Genomic DNA, 16,374 nt, shown 5'->3' with positions numbered 1-16,374 from the left:
AGCGAGAACCAAGTGATTGTTATCGTTTGGGGGAGCCGAAAGGCGAGTTTTAAAACCAAGAAAGGCATTGATTGAAATGGCAGTAACACAAGTAAAGCTCAATGACCCATTAGCCGTTGGCGTTTGGGCTAAGATGCTAAACACAGAGACCTCAAAAGCGTTGCCCATTGCACCGCTGATGGGGGAGAGTAAAAACAGCATTATCCAAGTGTTGGATGTGCTAGGAAAATCCGCTGGTGACTCCGTTACGAGTGGATTACGCGTTCAACTTATGGGGGACGGCGTTAGCGAGGGACAAACGCTGGAAGGCAATGAAGAAGCCCTCCAATTTATGAATGAAAAGGTGCGCATCAACGAGCTTACTCATGCTGTGCGCATCAAATATGAAGGCTCTATTGATCAACAACGTGTTCCCTTTAATTTGCGTACCGAAGCAAAAGATGGGTTGGTTGATTGGTATGCAGACCGTTTAAGTCTGATGTTTTTCATTCAGGCAGCAGGCTATACAGCACCATGGATGCATTTTGAAGGGCGCACCATAACGCTTAAACCGGTACATTATGGTTTTAACGCGCCATCAGAGCCAAGCAAATTGCGTATTATCCGCCCGAATAAGAAAAAGACTGATGAAGAGCTTACAAAAGAGGATGTTTTTACATTAGATCTGATAGATCAAGCTGTTGAACGCGCAAAACTTGCAAATCCACGTTTGCGTCCGGTTCGTGTTGATGGAAAATCGGCATATGTGATGTATCTCCACCCAATACAGGTAACTCAATTGCGCACCAATACAAAGAGTGGTCAATGGTTAGACATTACCAAGGCAGCTTATGATGGCTCTGGAGCTAAGAACCCAATTTTTAATGGTTCTTTGGGGATGTATAACGGTGTCATTTTGCGTGAAGCTGAACATGTCCCCAATGGTGTTAATTCAAAGACACAAGAGCCTGTTCCCTCTGTTCGTCGTGCTGTTTTGCTTGGTGCGCAAAGTATCATCATGGCTTATGGACGCATTGGTAATGGTGCAACAGGAGGTGATGATAAAAAGGGTGGTACACGTTATAAACTTGTTGAAGAATTGTTTGATTATCAACGTGAATTTGGTTTGGCTGCAAAGACCATTATCGGCATGAAAAAGTCACGCTACACCTTGCCTCATTCTGATCAAGGGGGGCAGGATTTTGGTACCATTGTCATCCCTTCTTTTGCTGAAGCAAGCTAATTATTAAAGGATGACAATTATGGCAGAAAAATCGCCAATTACACAGGAATCTGTTGAAACCGTTGAAAACATTGAGATTGTTGAGATTGTTGAGACTGTTGGCATGACAGATGAGGGATTGCCACCTGTTTTGCAAGGACGCAACAACTCTACCCAGCAGGTTAGTTTTTTACGGGCGCGTGTTAAATGTACAGACCAAGGGTTGATAACGAAAATTGGTGTTCTACCCCGAGGGGCTTTTATCAAAAGCATTACAGCTTATATCATAACGGATTTTGAAAACGTAACAGCTAAATTTGGAAAAGCGCCTCATGGCAATGATTATGGAGATGTAGAACTTACGCAATCTACCGATGGCAATGTGTTCCTAGCGATGGAGCAACGAGATGTTCCGTTAGAGGCTGAAAATACGATTTACATGACACGAAACAAGCAAAGTACCAAAGGTGATGCTGAGGTGATTGTTGAGTTTTACACAAATCGTTAAAGGCGAGGGGGCGTTTATTGCTTGCGTCCCCCTCCCACACAAGATGCCCCAAGATATTTGGAAGAGGGTGATATGACAATAATAGTACAGACAGGTGGTCCGATTGGAGAAAAAGAGACCATTGTTCCTTGGGATAAAAATTTTATCCAGATGTTAAACGATATTCAGGATGAAATAGATGATCAAACCAATGAATATGTTGATCAAGTGCAAAGGGCGATATTTTCGGCTATTCGCTTTTGTGAACGATTGCCTTTTTATTTCAATGAAAGCCGCGAAGTTGTTTTTACCACTCTAAAGGGCAAAAGCCGTTATGGCGCAGAGGAAAATCCAGTTATTCCGGCTGCTGTTCGCATTGTTGATGCTTACGTTTATGAAGATAATCACAGTAAAGCAAAGCTTTTGCATACAGATCCGCTTGTTATTGAGAATCTTGAGGATGATTGTAGCCATGGCATGCCTACACGCTATGCTTATTTTGAACAAAAGCTTGTCTTGTATCCAACACCAGATCGCGTTTATTCTATCAGGCTTATTCTTGACCCTATAAGAATAAAAGATATTGAGAGTGCACAAGAAGCGTCCATATGGTTTTGTGAAGCCTATGAATTGATCAAAACCCGCGCAAAATATGAAATTTATACCAATATTATTAAAGAACCACAGATGGCAGCGGCAGCTTTTGCCATGTTTCAAGAGCAGTTAGATGCATTGAGAATTGAGACTTCGCGGCGCAAAAATCTTTTGAAAATTCAACACACGGACTTCTGATGACTTTTATCCCTATTGCTGAATATAGGCCGGACACCGCATTTATTAACAGCGGTTATTCTCATGAGATAGTGAATGTTTTGCCTGCACCAAATTCGTATATTCCGTTTCCCATGGTTGCGCCGGTTTCAGAATCTTTTCCGGATATGATTTTGGGGGTCTATGCTGTGCGCTCATTGGGTGGTGTACGCATCATTGTGGGCGCCCCAACAAAGCTTTACGAATATGACAACAGCACGCGCGGCTGGAAAGATATAAGCAAGCCTAGCACGCAATATCACGCCAATGAGACCGCTCGTTGGTCTTTTGCCTCCTTTGGTGATCATATCATTGCTGTTAATAGCAATGACCCACCACAAATGCTTTCATTAAAAACGGAGGAAAGGTTTTGTGATTTAGGCGGAAATCCCCCGCGAGCTGGACTTGTGCGGGTATGGGGTGATTTTGTTTGTTTAATGCAACTAACAGATAAGCCAAACCGTGTTCAGTGGTCAGGTTTGAATGATGCGACACACTGGACAGTTGGTGAAAAAAGTTGCGATTATCAAGATTTTCCCGATGGTGAATATGTTCAAGGGTCTACGGAATCAACCAATCCCCTTATTTTTATGCGCTCCGCTATTTATCACGCAACCTTTGTGCCCGGATCCAAAATCATCTTCAGTTTTGCAAAAATAAAAGACAAAATAGGGGCGAAAAGCAGTACAGCAATTGCAAGCCGTGGAGACTATACTTTCTTTGCATCTGATGATGGTTTTTATCAAATCAACAGTGCTGGTGAAATGCTCCCTATTGGTTTTGGCAAAGTCGATAAAACCATTTTCACACTTTACAATAACTTTGCCATTGATGAGATGAGGGCATGTATTGATCCGGTCTACTCTCGTGTTTATTTTTCTATCAATGATAACACCGAAGGGATACATATTTATGTTTATGATTGGCTCTTGCAAATATGGAGTGTCATTAAGGGGCAGAACCTTCTCTTATTTCCCCTCTTTGCAGCTGGTTATACATTAGAAGGCTTAGACGAAGTCGAAGGACATATTGAGAACCTACCAGCTTCTCTTGATAGTAAAATGTGGCAAAATGGCGCGCCTGTTTTGGGAGCCTTTACGCCAGACAACACATTTGGTTTTTTTGCAGGTCCTCCGATGGAAGCAGTTATTGCTTCACAAATTGTGGGGGATACGGGCAGGCAAATCAATCTGATGAGTGAGGCTTTTGTTCAAGCGGATACGACAAATGGTTTTTTAAGTGTTGGTGCGGCTTTTATCATTGACAACAAGAGCCAATTAAATTGGGCTAAAGAGCGTTATGCCGGCTATAACAATGGCATGTATAATATCCGCTCACGGGCGCGTTATCACGCCTTGCGCCTGAGAATACCTGAAGGCACGCCATGGACGCATATAACAGGCTTTGATGTAACGCTCAAACCCGCGGGTATAAGATGAGTTTTAAGATCTATAATACAGAAAAATGGAGCGCTGAACAAATGGCGCCCTATTTTGAGAATGTGATAAAATCGATAGCTTATTTTAATCAAAAATTCCCTGATGATTATAATACAGAGACCATTTTAAACGATATTTTGAAAGGAGAAAAAGTTCTTTGGATTATCGTTGATGCGCATGAAAATTTTATGGCGCATGTCACAACACAGTTACAAGAACTCGTCACTGGAGCATTAAGGGCGGTTATTGTCACACTTGGTGGAAAAGGAGGAGCGCCCTTAACAAAGCTTATCACTCAGATTGAAGCTTACTACAGGGAAAAAGGGGCAAAAGAGCTTGTTATCATAGGCAGGCGTGGATGGGAAAAATCTCTTAAATCGCATGGATATCTCGTTAATCTTTTAGAATATAGAAAGCAGCTTTAATATGGGAAAAAGTTCTAAACCAATCCAAGGTCCTACACAGAATACGACGCAAACAAATGCTCCCCCTGAATGGGCAAAAGGTATTCTTGAACATGCCGCGAAGGATGCCATGACTTTTTATAATCAAGGCAGCGGAAAAGCGGTTTATGATGGACAGCGTGTTGCGGATTTAAGTGATCCAACAAACAATGCGATTAATGGGCTTAGCAATAATACACATAACTATGATAACAATTATTTAAATGGATTAGCTACAGGGCAAAATGCAACAAGCCAAAACTTAAAGAACATGGCTTCAGGGCAGCAAATAGGCAATAATCCTTACTTTGATGAAGCGCTTCAAAACACATTAAATAAAGCGACAAACTCTATTAACAGTTCGCTAGCAGGGGCTGGACGTTATGGTTCTGGTGCACATACCGGCGTTCTTGCTAACGAATTGGGGGGCATAGCAACACAAGCTTTGTCACAGCAATATAACCAAGATGTCAACAACATGATGAATGCCAATAGTCTCATTGATCAAGCAAACCAAAATCAGTTGGCGGGTGCCAATAATTTCTTTCAAGGTCAAGGTCAAGCAAATCTCAATGCGTTGGCGGGAGGAAGTGTGCTTGATGCCAATCATCAACGGCAATTAGATGAAGAGCGGCAAAAATGGGAGCAGCAGAACAATCTTGATTGGGACCAGTTAAGTAAGTTGCTTGCAGCTGGTGGGGCTGTTGCTGGAAATTATGGAACGCAAACAGGGCAAAGGACGACATTTACTCCACCGCCAAGACCTAATCCATGGGAAATTGTTGGAAATGTTGGAACTATCCTTGGTACTTTTGCGGGGCTTAGCGATAGAAGAGCAAAAGAAAATATCGTGCAAGTGGGGCAGCGAGATGGACACAAACTCTATGAGTATAATTACAAGGGGCATCCAGAGCGCTACCTTGGAGTGATGGCGCAAGATGTTTTGAAGTCAAAACCTGAAGCTGTTTTCTTGCATAAGGCGACAGGCTTTTTGCATGTTGATTATGGCAAGCTTGGCTTTGAGATGGAAAGGGTGCAGTGATGGAACAAGAAAACACAAATTCTCTTTTAAAGTTGTTTGATCCAAAATTTTTGCGTCCCTTGATGTATCAGGTCATGCCTCAATTGCCCAAGCATTTATTCGAACAGCTTTCTACGCCTCCAAGCACGCCGTTGGAAGGGCAATACAAGCCAAGTTTTTTAGAACGCGCTGCTTTTAGCACAGACCCTTTTGATGCGAGCAATGGGGATAATACTCCACAAAAATTGAGTCCTACAGAGCTTATTCGCGGGGCTCAAACAGGAGGAGGAGAAGTTGGGAAAAAAACGCCAGCAGAATTGATTATGTCTACGGATGACTTAAAGCGCCAAATGCCCCCCTTGCCAGATGTTTCAAAGGATACTGTTAAGATACAAGAGGCGCCAGAGCAACAAAAGCATGACTTCTCAGAGCAGGGAAGTGTTGCATCAATGATTCCTCAATCTCCACTTTTTGCGAACATTGATCAGTCTAGTGGGGATGAAGCACAACGACAGCAAAAAGATGTGACGGATTATATTGCAGAGATCAACAACAGATCTATGGCAGAAAATCCGCAGGAGAGCAGCCCTGTCAATGAAGAAAAACTTTCTTATACGCCTATTCCAGAAGAAGAACATTTAAAAGCAAATGCTAAGCCCGAACAGGCAACGGATTATGTAAACGCAGTTGGAAATTTTATCCATAAAGATGCAAATCCAATCGGCTTATGGGAGCGTTTTAGAAAATCAGAATTTTCCGAGCATTTAATGGATTTTTTTGCAGGGTTAGCATTAGGAAAGACACCACAGGAAAGTTTTTCAAATGCGGCGCTTGTTATGCGGCAGGGCAATAATGTACGTGCTCAAAATAGACCAATTTTTGAGTTTTTACGCTCTAAAGGCTATAGTGATAAAGACGTACAAGCCCTTGTGCAATATCCAGATCTTGCCATGAAAGTTATAGGCAGCACGTTAAGCCCTCAAGAAGGCTATAGAACATTGACAGCAGCGGAAAAGGCAGAGCAGGGATTGCCTGAGAATATGACTTTCCAAGTCTCAACAAGCACAGGGAAAATTATACCTGTCCAAGGAGGACAGCGTTCCACTGCTTCTGGATTAGGGGGAAATACCGATGGCATGCTGTCAAAGCCTGAATCAGGTTACATGTATGTTAAGGATGAAAATGCACTTGGTGGCGTACGTGCGATGCCGATTGCAGGCAGTGGTGCAGAACATAAATTAATCCAAGAACAGAAGGAGGAGGAGCGGAAAAACCAACAAACGCAAATGCGAATTCTGGAAACAGCAGACAGGTCAAATCGTATACTTTCGGCATCTAAAGAATTGCTAAAAATTGTTGAGGAATACCCGCATGTTGTTGGTTTCACTGGTCCTATAATGTCGTTCCTTCCTAATTCTCAGGCAAAAGATTTCGGGCATATGCTCGATTCATTGAAGGCGAGTATCGGGCTTGATGCCTTGAGAAAAGCAAAAGCATTTTCACCAAATGGCGCATCTGGCTTTGGGAACTTGTCTAATATGGAATTGCAAGCATTGCAAAACTCTGTCGCGGCACTGTATCAAGATCTTTCTGCAGAGCAAATGAAGAAATCTTTAAAAACAGTTATTGACACTTTCAACAAATCCAATGCAGCAACGCGCGCAATTCTTTTTGGTGGTGCAGAAGCAACAAGCGAGCTCGTTCGAGCAGCTTATGGGGAAGATGCTTATAAGGGGAATAAGGAAAATTATGCACAGTCAAATGATCCACTAGAAAAACAGATAGAAGCATTGCCGGAAGGCATGCTGTTCGTTGATAGTGACGGGCGCATTAAGGAGAAACAAACCAATGGCTGAAGTAATTCCTCCTCTTATTAATCGTAAAAACACAAGAGTCATTGGACATATAAGTGACTATACACCAGAACAGCTTCAAGAGCTTTTCGCGAAGAATAAGGAAAGGCTAAGTGGTGCTGTTACAGGAAATAAAGGTGCAACAGAAGAAACAGAAGAAGATGGTCCACATCCAAGTGCTGCGGGGGCTTTGGGATGGGGGGCTCTTCATGGTTTAACTATGGGCTATGATGATGAAATAGCTGGAATATTAGAGGCGGGACTTTGGGATTATTGGACGGGAGATGAAAAGGCTGTCAAAAAATATAATGAAGTGACAAAGCGATGGCGGGATTATCAAAGAGCGGCGAACCGAGATCAGTTTTATTTATCTTTTGCGGGGAATGTAGCGGGGGCAGCAGCACCCGTAATTGCTTCTGCCCTCTTTGCACCCGCGGCAGGGGCTACTGCTGCTGCTCGTGCGGCAATTGGGGCTGATGTTGTCTTGGGAGGAAGAGCAGGTGTTGCAGGAGCACAAGTAACCAGTAAAGCTTTAGCAGCAGGAGAAAGGGCGGTGCAATCTGCTTTAGCAGAGGGTGCGGAACGGGCAGCGGCAAAAGCTGCAGGTGAAGCAGCAATGAAAGCAGTAGCAAGCAAAGAGGCGGCAAAATTTAGCTTGGGGCGTGCAGCAAAAGCTGGAGCCATTTATGGCGGAATAGCAGGTAGTGGTGAGGGAGAGGGTTTGGCGGATACTCTCGTGTCTGCTGGGTTTGGTGCGGGGCTAGGTGCTGTAACGCCATTTGTTGCCAGTGGTGTATCAAAAGTGACACCTTTTGTGACAAAATCACTTAAAGCAGCATTGAGAGGACCTGTAAGTCCAGCTGAAATGGCAGCAAAAGCAGCGCTAATGCCAGAAAAAGAAGCATTTCAGATAAGCGATAGAGCGCTTAGGGATGTAAGCCAAACTTTAGGGGATGAAGGTGTTGATAAGCTTGAGAGGGCATTAAAACAGCGTGGTCCTGATTCAATGATTATTGATCTTCATGATGGGCTTGCTGCAAGAGCTTTTAGGGCAGCAAAAAAAGACCATGATACATATTCGCTCATAAGTAATCGTTTGAATGAAAGACAAGATGCGAGTGCACTACGGGTAAAGGATGCGTTGACAGATGTGATGGGACCAAAAGTAGATACGCTTAATTTAAAGCAAGAGATTATCAAACAAGCACAGAAAAAAGCTGAACCATTTTATGAGAGGGCGAAAGCTTCTCCTATTTCAAATGCTGTTCGTGAAGATTTATCGCTCTTGCAAGAAACCCCTGCATTCCAAAAAGCATACAAAAAAGCAATTGCGCAAATGCCAAATGAAGTGGATGCAACAGTTATAGGGAGCAATGGATATCCAAAGCTGAATATGCGAATTTTACATAAGATGAAAGAGGTTTTGGATGATCAAATTAATTCTGCGCGTATCAAAGGAAAACAAGGATATGCTCGAGATTTGACTGATTTTAAACAACGCATTCTGGACGTTTTGGATACATCATCTCCAGATTATACTAAAGCACGGAAAATTTATTATGACGAGCGTACTATCGGTGATGCTTTAGAGCAAGGAGAGCAAGCACTGAAGAAGAGCGTTAATCTCGATACAATCAACAGTCAACTTGCGGATTTTGGGTTGATGGAAAAAGATGCGTTTCAAAAAGGTATACGGTCGCAAGTAGAGGATGCGGCAGGCAATGCGCAGAATTTTGATCACAATCTTTTGAGTTTGTTTGACACGCAAAATGGTCAAGAAAAATTACAGCGTATTTTTGGTGAGGATAAAGCCAAGCAACTTATGAAAGTGTTGCGACCAGAAGTGGAGAGGTCAAGGCTTTTTGCACGGTTGCCAAATCATATGGGGGAAGTAGAAGAAAAGGCAGTAGAAGGCGCTGCGATTGGAGGAAAGCTTCACCTAATCAAGTCAGCCCTGAAAATTTTCACAGGGAAATGGGGGCGCAAACTCTTAGAAGTGCGTAGAGAGACTGAGAGAGATATTGCAGCTCTCATAACAGCACGAGAAAAAGGGAATTTTGGGTTAGCAAGGGAAAAAGCCGTTGAGCTAATTAAGACGTTTCATGAAGCAGAAAAGAAACGCTTAATAACACGAGAAAATTATACGAAATTCATTAATTTTCTTGGAATTCTTTTGAATAGCAGCGTTGATAGAACGGTTATAAACTAATGCTCAATTTTCATCCCAATGTGAAGCGTGCCATTTCACAGGCAGCACAAAAATATGGTTTGCCAGAAAGCTTTCTTGAACGTGTTGCTATGATAGAAAGTAATGGTAATCCAAATGCAAGAAATAAGAACAGCAGTGCAGGGGGGCTGTATCAATTTTTAGATTCAACAGCAAAACACTATCAACTCAATAACAAGTTTGATCCCTTTCAAGCAACCGATGCTATGGCACGGTTAACGAAGGATAATACACGTTATTTAGCCACAGCATTAGGCAGAGAGCCATCAGAGGCAGAGCTTTATCTCGCACACCAACAAGGACCAGCAGGGGCTGTAAAACTTATCAAAAATCCACATATTCCAGCAAGCCAGCTTTTAGGTCGACAGGCGGTCACACTCAATGGTGGCAATATGGAAGCTACAGCAGGGGATTTTATGAATCATATTTATGGGCTTTACAATAAAACGGGAGATGCTTTGAAGAGAACAATACAGCAAAACCAAAGCAATGGACAAGCAGCACCAAACGAGGTGGGTCCTTTGCGTGGGTTTGAGAGGCTTCAAAAGACACTTCAAGGTAATCAAGTGGGGCAAGGTGATCAAGGGGGCAACCAATTGATGGCATATGACACGCCATTCCTAAACAGAATGATGGCACCTGAAAGCAGAGACAATTTAACAGGACAGGTTATGGAAACCACACCATTGCAAGCACAAGGCATTAATTCTAGCTCTCTTAAAAAGGGGTTCGCTGGTTTGCTTCATTTAATGAGAGAGAATGGAGAAAGACAAAAACAGCAAGCACAGATGGTACAGCAACAAATGTTACAGCAACCAGTCATGGCGGGTTTCTCACAATCGACTGGGCGCCCTATAGATTTAACACCTCTCATTGATCCCTCTAGGCGGCAATCTGGTGGTTCCTATGGGCGGCAAAAAGAAGAGCAATTGCGCGAAGAGTTATTAAGAAGAACGGGGGCTTATCATGTCTGATATTTATGACTGGTCACTCACAGCTGATCAAAATGCAAATTCAGATAGTATGATTAATTGGGCAGAAGGGCAGCCACCTAGTTCTGTCAATGATAGTGCGCGGATTATGATGCAGCGTATACGTGAATATCTTGCAGATAATGGTGGTTCTCTTGACTCAAAGTTTATAGTGAATGGAAAGGAACAAACAACATCAATCACGTTAACGACGGTTTCGCCGATAGCAAAATACAAAAATGATATCATTATCCGCTTTAAGGCGCGTGGTATGAATATTGGCACGACAACGATAAACATGAATAATATAGGAGCAAAGCCACTCTACAAAGCCACCAGCACGGGGATAGTATCATTGATAGGCGGTGAGTTACAAACAGGGGGCATTTATGAAATAGTCTATAATGATGGCGCATCAACAAAAGGTCTTGAGGGCTGGTATCTTTTAAATCCTACCCCTATTCCACCGCCAAAGGTCGAAACCTTTCCCTCAGGGTTTATTGCGACCTTTGCTATGCAAGAAATGCCAAATGGTTGGCTTTTATGTGATGGTGCTACTTATGAACGCAAAGATTATCCGCAATTATTCAAGGCGATAGGAGATAAATGGGGAAAAGACAGCGATACAACCTTTAAAGTTCCAGATTTTAGGGGAGTGTTTTTGCGCGGCTTTGATAATGGTCGCGGTTTAGACAGAAGTAGAAAATTTGCAGCATTACAACAAGATAGCATTAAATCACATACGCATGTTGCTACTATTGAAGAGGCGGGGCAACATACGCACAAGTTTCAGTATAGAACATTTGGACGGCATGCTGACACGGTTGGTCGAAGGAATCCATATTATGATCCTGAATATACAACAGGAATAACAGAACCTGCTGGAGTGCACACGCACAAGATAACAATTTCTTCAACGGGCGAGGCAGAAACGCGCCCTGTTAATGCATCGGTTGTTTATGCCATAAAATCATAAGGTTTTCAGATGATTAATAATCCGTCTGCTATTGATGATATTGCGGACGCGGAGCAAATCCGCGTCCTTTTTTATGCAAGCAATAGAATGGTTCATGCGCCATTGAATAAGATTATTGATCTTATAAAAAACGATGTGCAGCGTGATCTTTTAAGCGCTTTGGCAGAGCATAAAGAAGCGACAGATAAACGCATAGAGACCATGCAAAAACTTATTGATGAATTGCAGTCTCTGTCTCAATCCCAAAAACAAACTTATTAAGGAATGAAACGCAATGCCACTACCCTATCATACGCATAGATTTGCGTTGGAACCAGCAACAAAAAAAGAAGTCAAAGAAGGTATTTTAGACGATAAAGCTCTTGCCCCTGTTTCAGTGGGTAGTGCAGCAGCTTATGAGGTAGAATATTTTGCAACAGCTGCTCAAGGGAAAAAGGCTGATGATGCTGTTGCAAAGAGAGATATTGGAGCCCTTGCTTACAAAGATAAGGTTACAATTCACGATATTGAAGCAAATGGTGAAGCCCATGAGAATACTCTGTTATCAGGTGCTGGCTGGGTAAAAATATCGCCTTTAGGAATTGGCGATATGAAGGCAGCTACATATGACCCCGACAATGTGAGGTCAAATGCATTTTCTATGGAAAATATGCATGAGGGTTCGACCAAAAAGATTTTGACAGCAGAGGAAAGATTAAAGCTGCAATGGCTTAGTTCTAATGGACCAACAATGGAAAAGTGGCGTACGGGAAATGAAGGCGTTTATTATCCTATCTCTCCCGTAGAACTGAAAAACACCATAAATTATTTTTCCTTATCAAAATCTCTTGGCATGTCAAAATCTGTCTATGATCCCAATAAAATCGCAAAAGATGTTTTTGATATGGATAATATGAAAGAGGGAGAAAAGCACCTTATCTTTACCTCTCAAGAACGTGCAAAAGTTGCAAAGATTGATAAAATTGAAGACGAAGCACAAAATGCAAAGGAAACTGCACAACAGGGGCTTAATGCCGCAAGTGAGGCAAAGAACATTGCAGAGAATACATTAAGTACTGCGAAAGATGCGCACACTAACGCTGTAGATGCGAAAACGACTGCTGAGGTTGCGCAAAAAACAGCGGATAAATTACAAAACACAGTTCAGGAATGTTTCACTGTTGCGGGCAAAGCAAAAGAGGCTGCAGAGAGTGCATTAGATACAGCGTATAGTGTACAGAAAAAAGTTGACCTCATTCAACCTCTTCCAAAACAAGACTGGATTGATGGTACAAAAACAGTTGATGCTCTTATATCACCAGCCAATCTGATGGCTTCAATCAAAGCAAATAGTAGCAATAGCACCGGTGGTAGCAGCGGAAATAGTGGTGGGATTAGCAAACCTATTGAAATTCTCATGACAGAAAGTGGAGATATTCCATTGCCTGAAGGTATTACTGCTGAAACTGATATTGAAATATGGGCTTGGGGTGGTGGTGGTGGTGGCGTTAAAGATGGCGGCGGCGGCGGCGGTCAATGCGCGCATGTTAAACTGAAAGGATCTGATTTAAATAAATTAAAAACAGCTTACATTGGTCGTGGTGGTAAAGGCAACGATAGCAACATTTTATGCAATGGCGGTAGAACAATGATCAAAGGGCTTGTTACTGCAGAAGGAGGGTATTCCGTTTCCATGGCTTTAGTTAACTTCGGCGGAAAAGGTGGGGATGGAGGAAGTAACAGGGGAGGCAGCAGTGGAGAGAGCTTTATTTTTTCTGGTGGGAATGGTGGGGGGAGTGGAGTAGACGGCAAGAGAGCTGGTACTGGTGGAAGTTCTTTTCTTGGCGGAGGAGGTGGCGGCGGCGGTCAATGCAAGGGTTCTATCATGGGGCAAGGTGGTGAGAGTTACAAAGGCGGTAGAGGCGGTCGTGGCGGCAATGGGGCTGGTGGCGGTGGTGGTGGATATTTCGATGGAAAATCCGGAGGCGACAAAATTGGCGGCGATGGTGGTGACGGAGCAATACTCATAAAGGTATATTTATAGGATGGAATGAAGGAATGGCACGGAAAATAAGTAAAGACTGTTTAAGCTGTTTAAAAAAGTGGGAGGGCTTGTGCTTGCAGGCTTATCAAGATGTCTCTGGTGTGTGGACAATTGGCTATGGTCATACGCAAAAAGCAGGTCAACCAACAGTTGTTGAAGGTATGGTCATTACGGAAAAAAAAGCTGAAACCATGCTTTTAGCAGATTTGCGGCAATATGAGAGGGCGGTAGAAAAAGCAGTTTGTGTGAATTTAAGCGATGAACAATTCGGTGCTCTTGTTTCCTTTTGTTATAATGTGGGGATTGCAGCTTTCCAAAACTCTACACTGCTTAGAAAACTCAATAATGGTGATTATGAAGCAGTACCAACAGAATTGCAGAAATGGACCAAAGCAGGCGGGAAGCGTTTACAAGGTCTTGTACACCGGCGCGCAGCAGAAGCAGGATTATGGGCGAAAGGGGCTTATGTTTCCTCCAATTATCAAACAGTAGAAATACAAGAGCCAACGGGGCTTTTCAAAGCAGAAGCGCTTGCACCGATTATTGGTTCCTTCTCAGGTCTTGGAGGCTTTTTAGCAGGCAATGGTCCACTCCAATGGGCACTTGCTGCCATTATGGTTTTAGCAGCTTGTACTGGACTTTTCTTGGTCGCTAAACGTTTTCAGGAACACCGCCTATGATCTTATGGATGAAAAGAAATTTGATGCTAACAGGTGCGGCTTTAGCCGCTTTTTTTATGATTTTAGCAAGAGCTTTTACTCTTGGAAAAAAGGTTGAACAGCAAAAGCAAACAGAAAATGCGTTAAAGGCAGCAACAGTACGGCTTGAGGTGGAAAATGAAATTAATCAGAAAAGTGATGCTGATGTGCGTGCTGCTCTTTCTGACTGGTTGCGCAACAAATAAAGTCGTTTCTTCTTGTGTTGGTTGGTTACCAATTTACTTAAGCCGGCAAGATTTAAATGCCATTAGTTCAAACTTAGCAAGAGAGATCTTAAAGCATAACAAGCAAGGTGAGTACTTGTGTGGATGGAAACATGAACAGAAGAAAAACTGAGAAACACACGGAGCTTACAGAAGCAGAAAAAGAGATGCTTCAAGAAATGATAATCACCTATCAAAGTGTGAAAATGATGTCTCGCTTAATGAAGTGGATAGCCTTTTTTCTCTTTTTGCTGATCCTTGATTTTGCCCGTCTTATGGATGCGATAGATAATATCTTTGCTCATTTAAAGCAGTGGTTCTCAAAGAATTAGAAAAGCTATCATATTGAAGAAGGTGTTTTGTAAAAACTTTCTTTTCAGAGATCATGGATTCAGTCATAAACGTAGTTCAGAGTGTGAACCAAGTCGTAAGAGTTCTAGCGTTTTGGTATCTGGTTTTCTATAGATCAAGACTAAATCTGGCTTGATATGACAATCACGACAATTGCGCCATTGACCTGTTAGTGCATGATCTCTCCAGTGCGCCTTTAGCAGTTTATTCTCTGCTAACGCTTTGACCACAAACAGCAAATCCTCCTCTAGTACATTAGCATATTTCCCTTTGCTTTCGCGCTTAAGGTCGCGGCGGAATGAACGGGTATAGACAATTTCTCGCATAGTAAGGTTAGGTTCGTTTTTCAGATTTACGCACTTCGCTTCTATCCTCGCGAATCATGGTTCGTAAACCTTCTAATGATGTGCGTTCGACGCGTCCCATTTCGGCATCTTCTATAGCTTGTAATGTTTCTGGATTGGGTTGGAATAGATCAAGCGGTAAAGCTCGATCTCTAGCAATGCGCGTCATAAACATGCGCACTGCATCCGATACAGTTAAGCCTGTGGACTTAATAACTGCACTTGCAATCTCTTGGACTTCATCAGGTATGCGCGCTTGAATTTTTCCCATTACGAAATCTCCTATTTAGTTGTACTACAATGTAGTACACTTTGAGTTGATGTCAAGAGACACAACCGTAGTTTTTCATAAGAGAGCTTAGCAGAATTTAACAAATTAATAGAGGACGTTGGCAGAACGAGATACGTTTTGTAGAGTTATGATTCGAAATGCTATTCCTGTAGTTTGACACTAGGTTTTGTACTAAGTGGGAAGAGGTGGGATTAGGTAGGAATACGTGGTAATTTGTTGTTTTTATGTACAATTTTTACCATTAAATGCGCGTTTTGTCAAAATAGATTTTGACACCTAATATTGCAAAAAAGAGCGAAAATCAGAAAAAAGTGCGTTTCAAAAGTAAAAATGAGAGAAGGCTTTGAAAGGTCTTTGAAAACCCTGTGAAAAATTTTGAAAAGTCTGTGAAAGCCCAGAAAACCGCCTTTGAAGACCCTTTGAAAAAAATTCGGTAAATTGTGAAGTTCACTCCAAAATCAGCCCAAAATGACAAAAAAAGCAAAAAAGATTTTCACCTATTGGTGATTATCTATTTTTAGAGGCAATATATAACTATAAATCAATTAGTTATATTAATTTCCTAATGTAAAAAGATTTTCATATCGATTTTTCATATTAAAGGGGCATTAAGCCGTATCTTGTGTAGCTTCTAGATGTACTCTTTCAGCTTCTATTTGACGCTTTAAATGCAATTTTAGAAGAGGCAAAGTAAGTTCTACTTCTTCACTGTCGTTTATGTTTTGAACAAGCTCTTGCAACTTTTTATAAAGCTCTGCCGCTAATTCCGCTATATCTTCAGGGGGGAGTTTTATTTTTGCATCGCGATAGGTTGTATAAGCTATGCGACCGAGCTTTTTCATGAGCCCAGCAGGGATGGTAGGTGGAGAGATATTGAAAGCCCGAGCCATCATCATGTCTATAAACATCGCATCTTCACCAGTCAAAAGCCAATTCAGGTTCACTCCAAATTTTTCCTTATATGCTGATAAAACTGTTGCGTCTGGAGTTCTGTCACCGCGTTCGTAATTTCCG

General features: G+C 42.2%; 19 protein-coding genes. 16 read left to right on the top strand and 3 right to left on the bottom strand.

Annotated elements, in window-relative coordinates; all coding sequences use genetic code 11:
• Positions 1-76 precede the first annotated feature (76 nt).
• The 16 genes from J7R12_RS07920 (at position 77) to J7R12_RS07850 (ending at position 14,705) form a co-directional block, all read left to right on the top strand.
• A complete protein-coding gene (locus J7R12_RS07920) occupies positions 77-1,222 on the top strand; it encodes a N4-gp56 family major capsid protein (protein ID WP_126603217.1) in 1,146 nt (381 codons plus the stop codon).
• 19 nt (positions 1,223-1,241) lie between these two features.
• Entirely contained in the window at positions 1,242-1,709 is a 468-nt protein-coding gene (locus J7R12_RS07915) for a hypothetical protein (protein ID WP_126603219.1), read from the top strand.
• 72 nt (positions 1,710-1,781) lie between these two features.
• Positions 1,782-2,480: a phage adaptor protein gene (locus J7R12_RS07910; protein ID WP_126603221.1), complete on the top strand. Its 699-nt coding sequence runs from the start codon at positions 1,782-1,784 to the stop codon at positions 2,478-2,480.
• A complete protein-coding gene (locus tag J7R12_RS07905) occupies positions 2,480-3,937 on the top strand; it encodes a hypothetical protein (protein ID WP_126603223.1) in 1,458 nt (485 codons plus the stop codon). The genes J7R12_RS07910 and J7R12_RS07905 overlap by 1 nt, the downstream gene beginning before the upstream one ends.
• Before the next feature lie 41 nt (positions 3,938-3,978).
• Positions 3,979-4,362 (top strand): hypothetical protein, encoded by a 384-nt coding sequence (locus J7R12_RS07900; RefSeq protein WP_126604031.1) that lies wholly within the window; start codon positions 3,979-3,981, stop codon positions 4,360-4,362.
• A 1-nt stretch (position 4,363) separates the two neighbouring features.
• Complete coding sequence (locus tag J7R12_RS07895) at positions 4,364-5,422, top strand: tail fiber domain-containing protein (protein WP_126603224.1); 1,059 nt, start codon at positions 4,364-4,366, stop codon at positions 5,420-5,422.
• The gene (locus J7R12_RS07890) at positions 5,422-7,257 is read left to right on the top strand and encodes a hypothetical protein (protein WP_126603226.1); all 1,836 of its coding nucleotides are present in this window, start codon (positions 5,422-5,424) and stop codon (positions 7,255-7,257) included. The genes J7R12_RS07895 and J7R12_RS07890 overlap by 1 nt, the downstream gene beginning before the upstream one ends.
• A complete protein-coding gene (locus J7R12_RS07885) occupies positions 7,250-9,463 on the top strand; it encodes a hypothetical protein (RefSeq protein ID WP_126603229.1) in 2,214 nt (737 codons plus the stop codon). The genes J7R12_RS07890 and J7R12_RS07885 overlap by 8 nt, the downstream gene beginning before the upstream one ends.
• A complete protein-coding gene (locus tag J7R12_RS07880) occupies positions 9,463-10,455 on the top strand; it encodes a transglycosylase SLT domain-containing protein (RefSeq protein ID WP_126603231.1) in 993 nt (330 codons plus the stop codon). Before J7R12_RS07885 ends, J7R12_RS07880 begins: the two co-directional genes overlap by 1 nt.
• A complete protein-coding gene (locus J7R12_RS07875; protein ID WP_126603233.1) occupies positions 10,448-11,428 on the top strand; it encodes a tail fiber protein in 981 nt (326 codons plus the stop codon). The genes J7R12_RS07880 and J7R12_RS07875 overlap by 8 nt, the downstream gene beginning before the upstream one ends.
• A 9-nt stretch (positions 11,429-11,437) precedes the next feature.
• The gene (locus J7R12_RS07870; protein ID WP_126603235.1) at positions 11,438-11,689 is read left to right on the top strand and encodes a hypothetical protein; all 252 of its coding nucleotides are present in this window, start codon (positions 11,438-11,440) and stop codon (positions 11,687-11,689) included.
• Positions 11,690-11,702: 13 nt separating this feature from the next.
• A complete protein-coding gene (locus J7R12_RS07865) occupies positions 11,703-13,451 on the top strand; it encodes a glycine-rich domain-containing protein (RefSeq protein ID WP_126603237.1) in 1,749 nt (582 codons plus the stop codon).
• Between the two features lie 14 nt (positions 13,452-13,465).
• Entirely contained in the window at positions 13,466-14,131 is a 666-nt protein-coding gene (locus J7R12_RS07860) for a lysozyme (RefSeq protein WP_126603239.1), read from the top strand.
• The gene (locus J7R12_RS07855; protein ID WP_126603241.1) at positions 14,128-14,355 is read left to right on the top strand and encodes a hypothetical protein; all 228 of its coding nucleotides are present in this window, start codon (positions 14,128-14,130) and stop codon (positions 14,353-14,355) included. Before J7R12_RS07860 ends, J7R12_RS07855 begins: the two co-directional genes overlap by 4 nt.
• Positions 14,288-14,506: a hypothetical protein gene (locus tag J7R12_RS09075; RefSeq protein ID WP_126604032.1), complete on the top strand. Its 219-nt coding sequence runs from the start codon at positions 14,288-14,290 to the stop codon at positions 14,504-14,506. The genes J7R12_RS07855 and J7R12_RS09075 overlap by 68 nt, the downstream gene beginning before the upstream one ends.
• A complete protein-coding gene (locus J7R12_RS07850; protein WP_126603243.1) occupies positions 14,487-14,705 on the top strand; it encodes a hypothetical protein in 219 nt (72 codons plus the stop codon). Before J7R12_RS09075 ends, J7R12_RS07850 begins: the two co-directional genes overlap by 20 nt.
• A 63-nt stretch (positions 14,706-14,768) precedes the next feature.
• Here J7R12_RS07850 and J7R12_RS07845 read toward each other — a convergent pair whose 3' ends face one another.
• The 3 genes from J7R12_RS07845 to J7R12_RS07835 all read right to left on the bottom strand — a co-directional run.
• On the bottom strand, positions 14,769-15,050 hold the full coding sequence (locus J7R12_RS07845; RefSeq protein ID WP_126603245.1) for a type II toxin-antitoxin system YafQ family toxin: 282 nt from the start codon (positions 15,048-15,050) through the stop codon (positions 14,769-14,771).
• Positions 15,051-15,057: 7 nt separating this feature from the next.
• On the bottom strand, positions 15,058-15,339 hold the full coding sequence (locus J7R12_RS07840; RefSeq protein WP_126603247.1) for a type II toxin-antitoxin system RelB/DinJ family antitoxin: 282 nt from the start codon (positions 15,337-15,339) through the stop codon (positions 15,058-15,060).
• 629 nt (positions 15,340-15,968) lie between these two features.
• Positions 15,969-16,374, bottom strand: a 406-nt coding sequence (locus tag J7R12_RS07835) for a helix-turn-helix domain-containing protein (protein WP_208439047.1), incomplete at its 5' end; no start/stop codon positions are given.

The sequence above is a fragment of the Bartonella vinsonii subsp. vinsonii genome (genome assembly GCF_902825235.1).
Taxonomy (GTDB): domain Bacteria; phylum Pseudomonadota; class Alphaproteobacteria; order Rhizobiales; family Rhizobiaceae; genus Bartonella; species Bartonella vinsonii.
The sequence above is the reverse complement of the archived record's forward strand: the minus strand, read 5'-3'. Positions and strand labels throughout refer to the sequence as shown.

Coding starts and splice junctions, on each gene's coding strand:
- J7R12_RS07895 (WP_126603224.1), top strand. CDS start 4,364: ATGGGAAAAAGTTCTAAACCAATCCAAGGTCCTACACAGAATACGACG.
- J7R12_RS07885 (WP_126603229.1), top strand. CDS start 7,250: ATGGCTGAAGTAATTCCTCCTCTTATTAATCGTAAAAACACAAGAGTC.
- J7R12_RS07920 (WP_126603217.1), top strand. CDS start 77: ATGGCAGTAACACAAGTAAAGCTCAATGACCCATTAGCCGTTGGCGTT.
- J7R12_RS07905 (WP_126603223.1), top strand. CDS start 2,480: ATGACTTTTATCCCTATTGCTGAATATAGGCCGGACACCGCATTTATT.
- J7R12_RS07840 (WP_126603247.1), bottom strand. CDS start 15,339: ATGGGAAAAATTCAAGCGCGCATACCTGATGAAGTCCAAGAGATTGCA.
- J7R12_RS07865 (WP_126603237.1), top strand. CDS start 11,703: ATGCCACTACCCTATCATACGCATAGATTTGCGTTGGAACCAGCAACA.
- J7R12_RS07875 (WP_126603233.1), top strand. CDS start 10,448: ATGTCTGATATTTATGACTGGTCACTCACAGCTGATCAAAATGCAAAT.
- J7R12_RS07910 (WP_126603221.1), top strand. CDS start 1,782: ATGACAATAATAGTACAGACAGGTGGTCCGATTGGAGAAAAAGAGACC.
- J7R12_RS07860 (WP_126603239.1), top strand. CDS start 13,466: ATGGCACGGAAAATAAGTAAAGACTGTTTAAGCTGTTTAAAAAAGTGG.
- J7R12_RS07915 (WP_126603219.1), top strand. CDS start 1,242: ATGGCAGAAAAATCGCCAATTACACAGGAATCTGTTGAAACCGTTGAA.
- J7R12_RS07845 (WP_126603245.1), bottom strand. CDS start 15,050: ATGCGAGAAATTGTCTATACCCGTTCATTCCGCCGCGACCTTAAGCGC.
- J7R12_RS07880 (WP_126603231.1), top strand. CDS start 9,463: ATGCTCAATTTTCATCCCAATGTGAAGCGTGCCATTTCACAGGCAGCA.
- J7R12_RS09075 (WP_126604032.1), top strand. CDS start 14,288: ATGAAATTAATCAGAAAAGTGATGCTGATGTGCGTGCTGCTCTTTCTG.
- J7R12_RS07870 (WP_126603235.1), top strand. CDS start 11,438: ATGATTAATAATCCGTCTGCTATTGATGATATTGCGGACGCGGAGCAA.
- J7R12_RS07890 (WP_126603226.1), top strand. CDS start 5,422: ATGGAACAAGAAAACACAAATTCTCTTTTAAAGTTGTTTGATCCAAAA.
- J7R12_RS07850 (WP_126603243.1), top strand. CDS start 14,487: ATGAACAGAAGAAAAACTGAGAAACACACGGAGCTTACAGAAGCAGAA.
- J7R12_RS07900 (WP_126604031.1), top strand. CDS start 3,979: ATGGCGCCCTATTTTGAGAATGTGATAAAATCGATAGCTTATTTTAAT.
- J7R12_RS07855 (WP_126603241.1), top strand. CDS start 14,128: ATGATCTTATGGATGAAAAGAAATTTGATGCTAACAGGTGCGGCTTTA.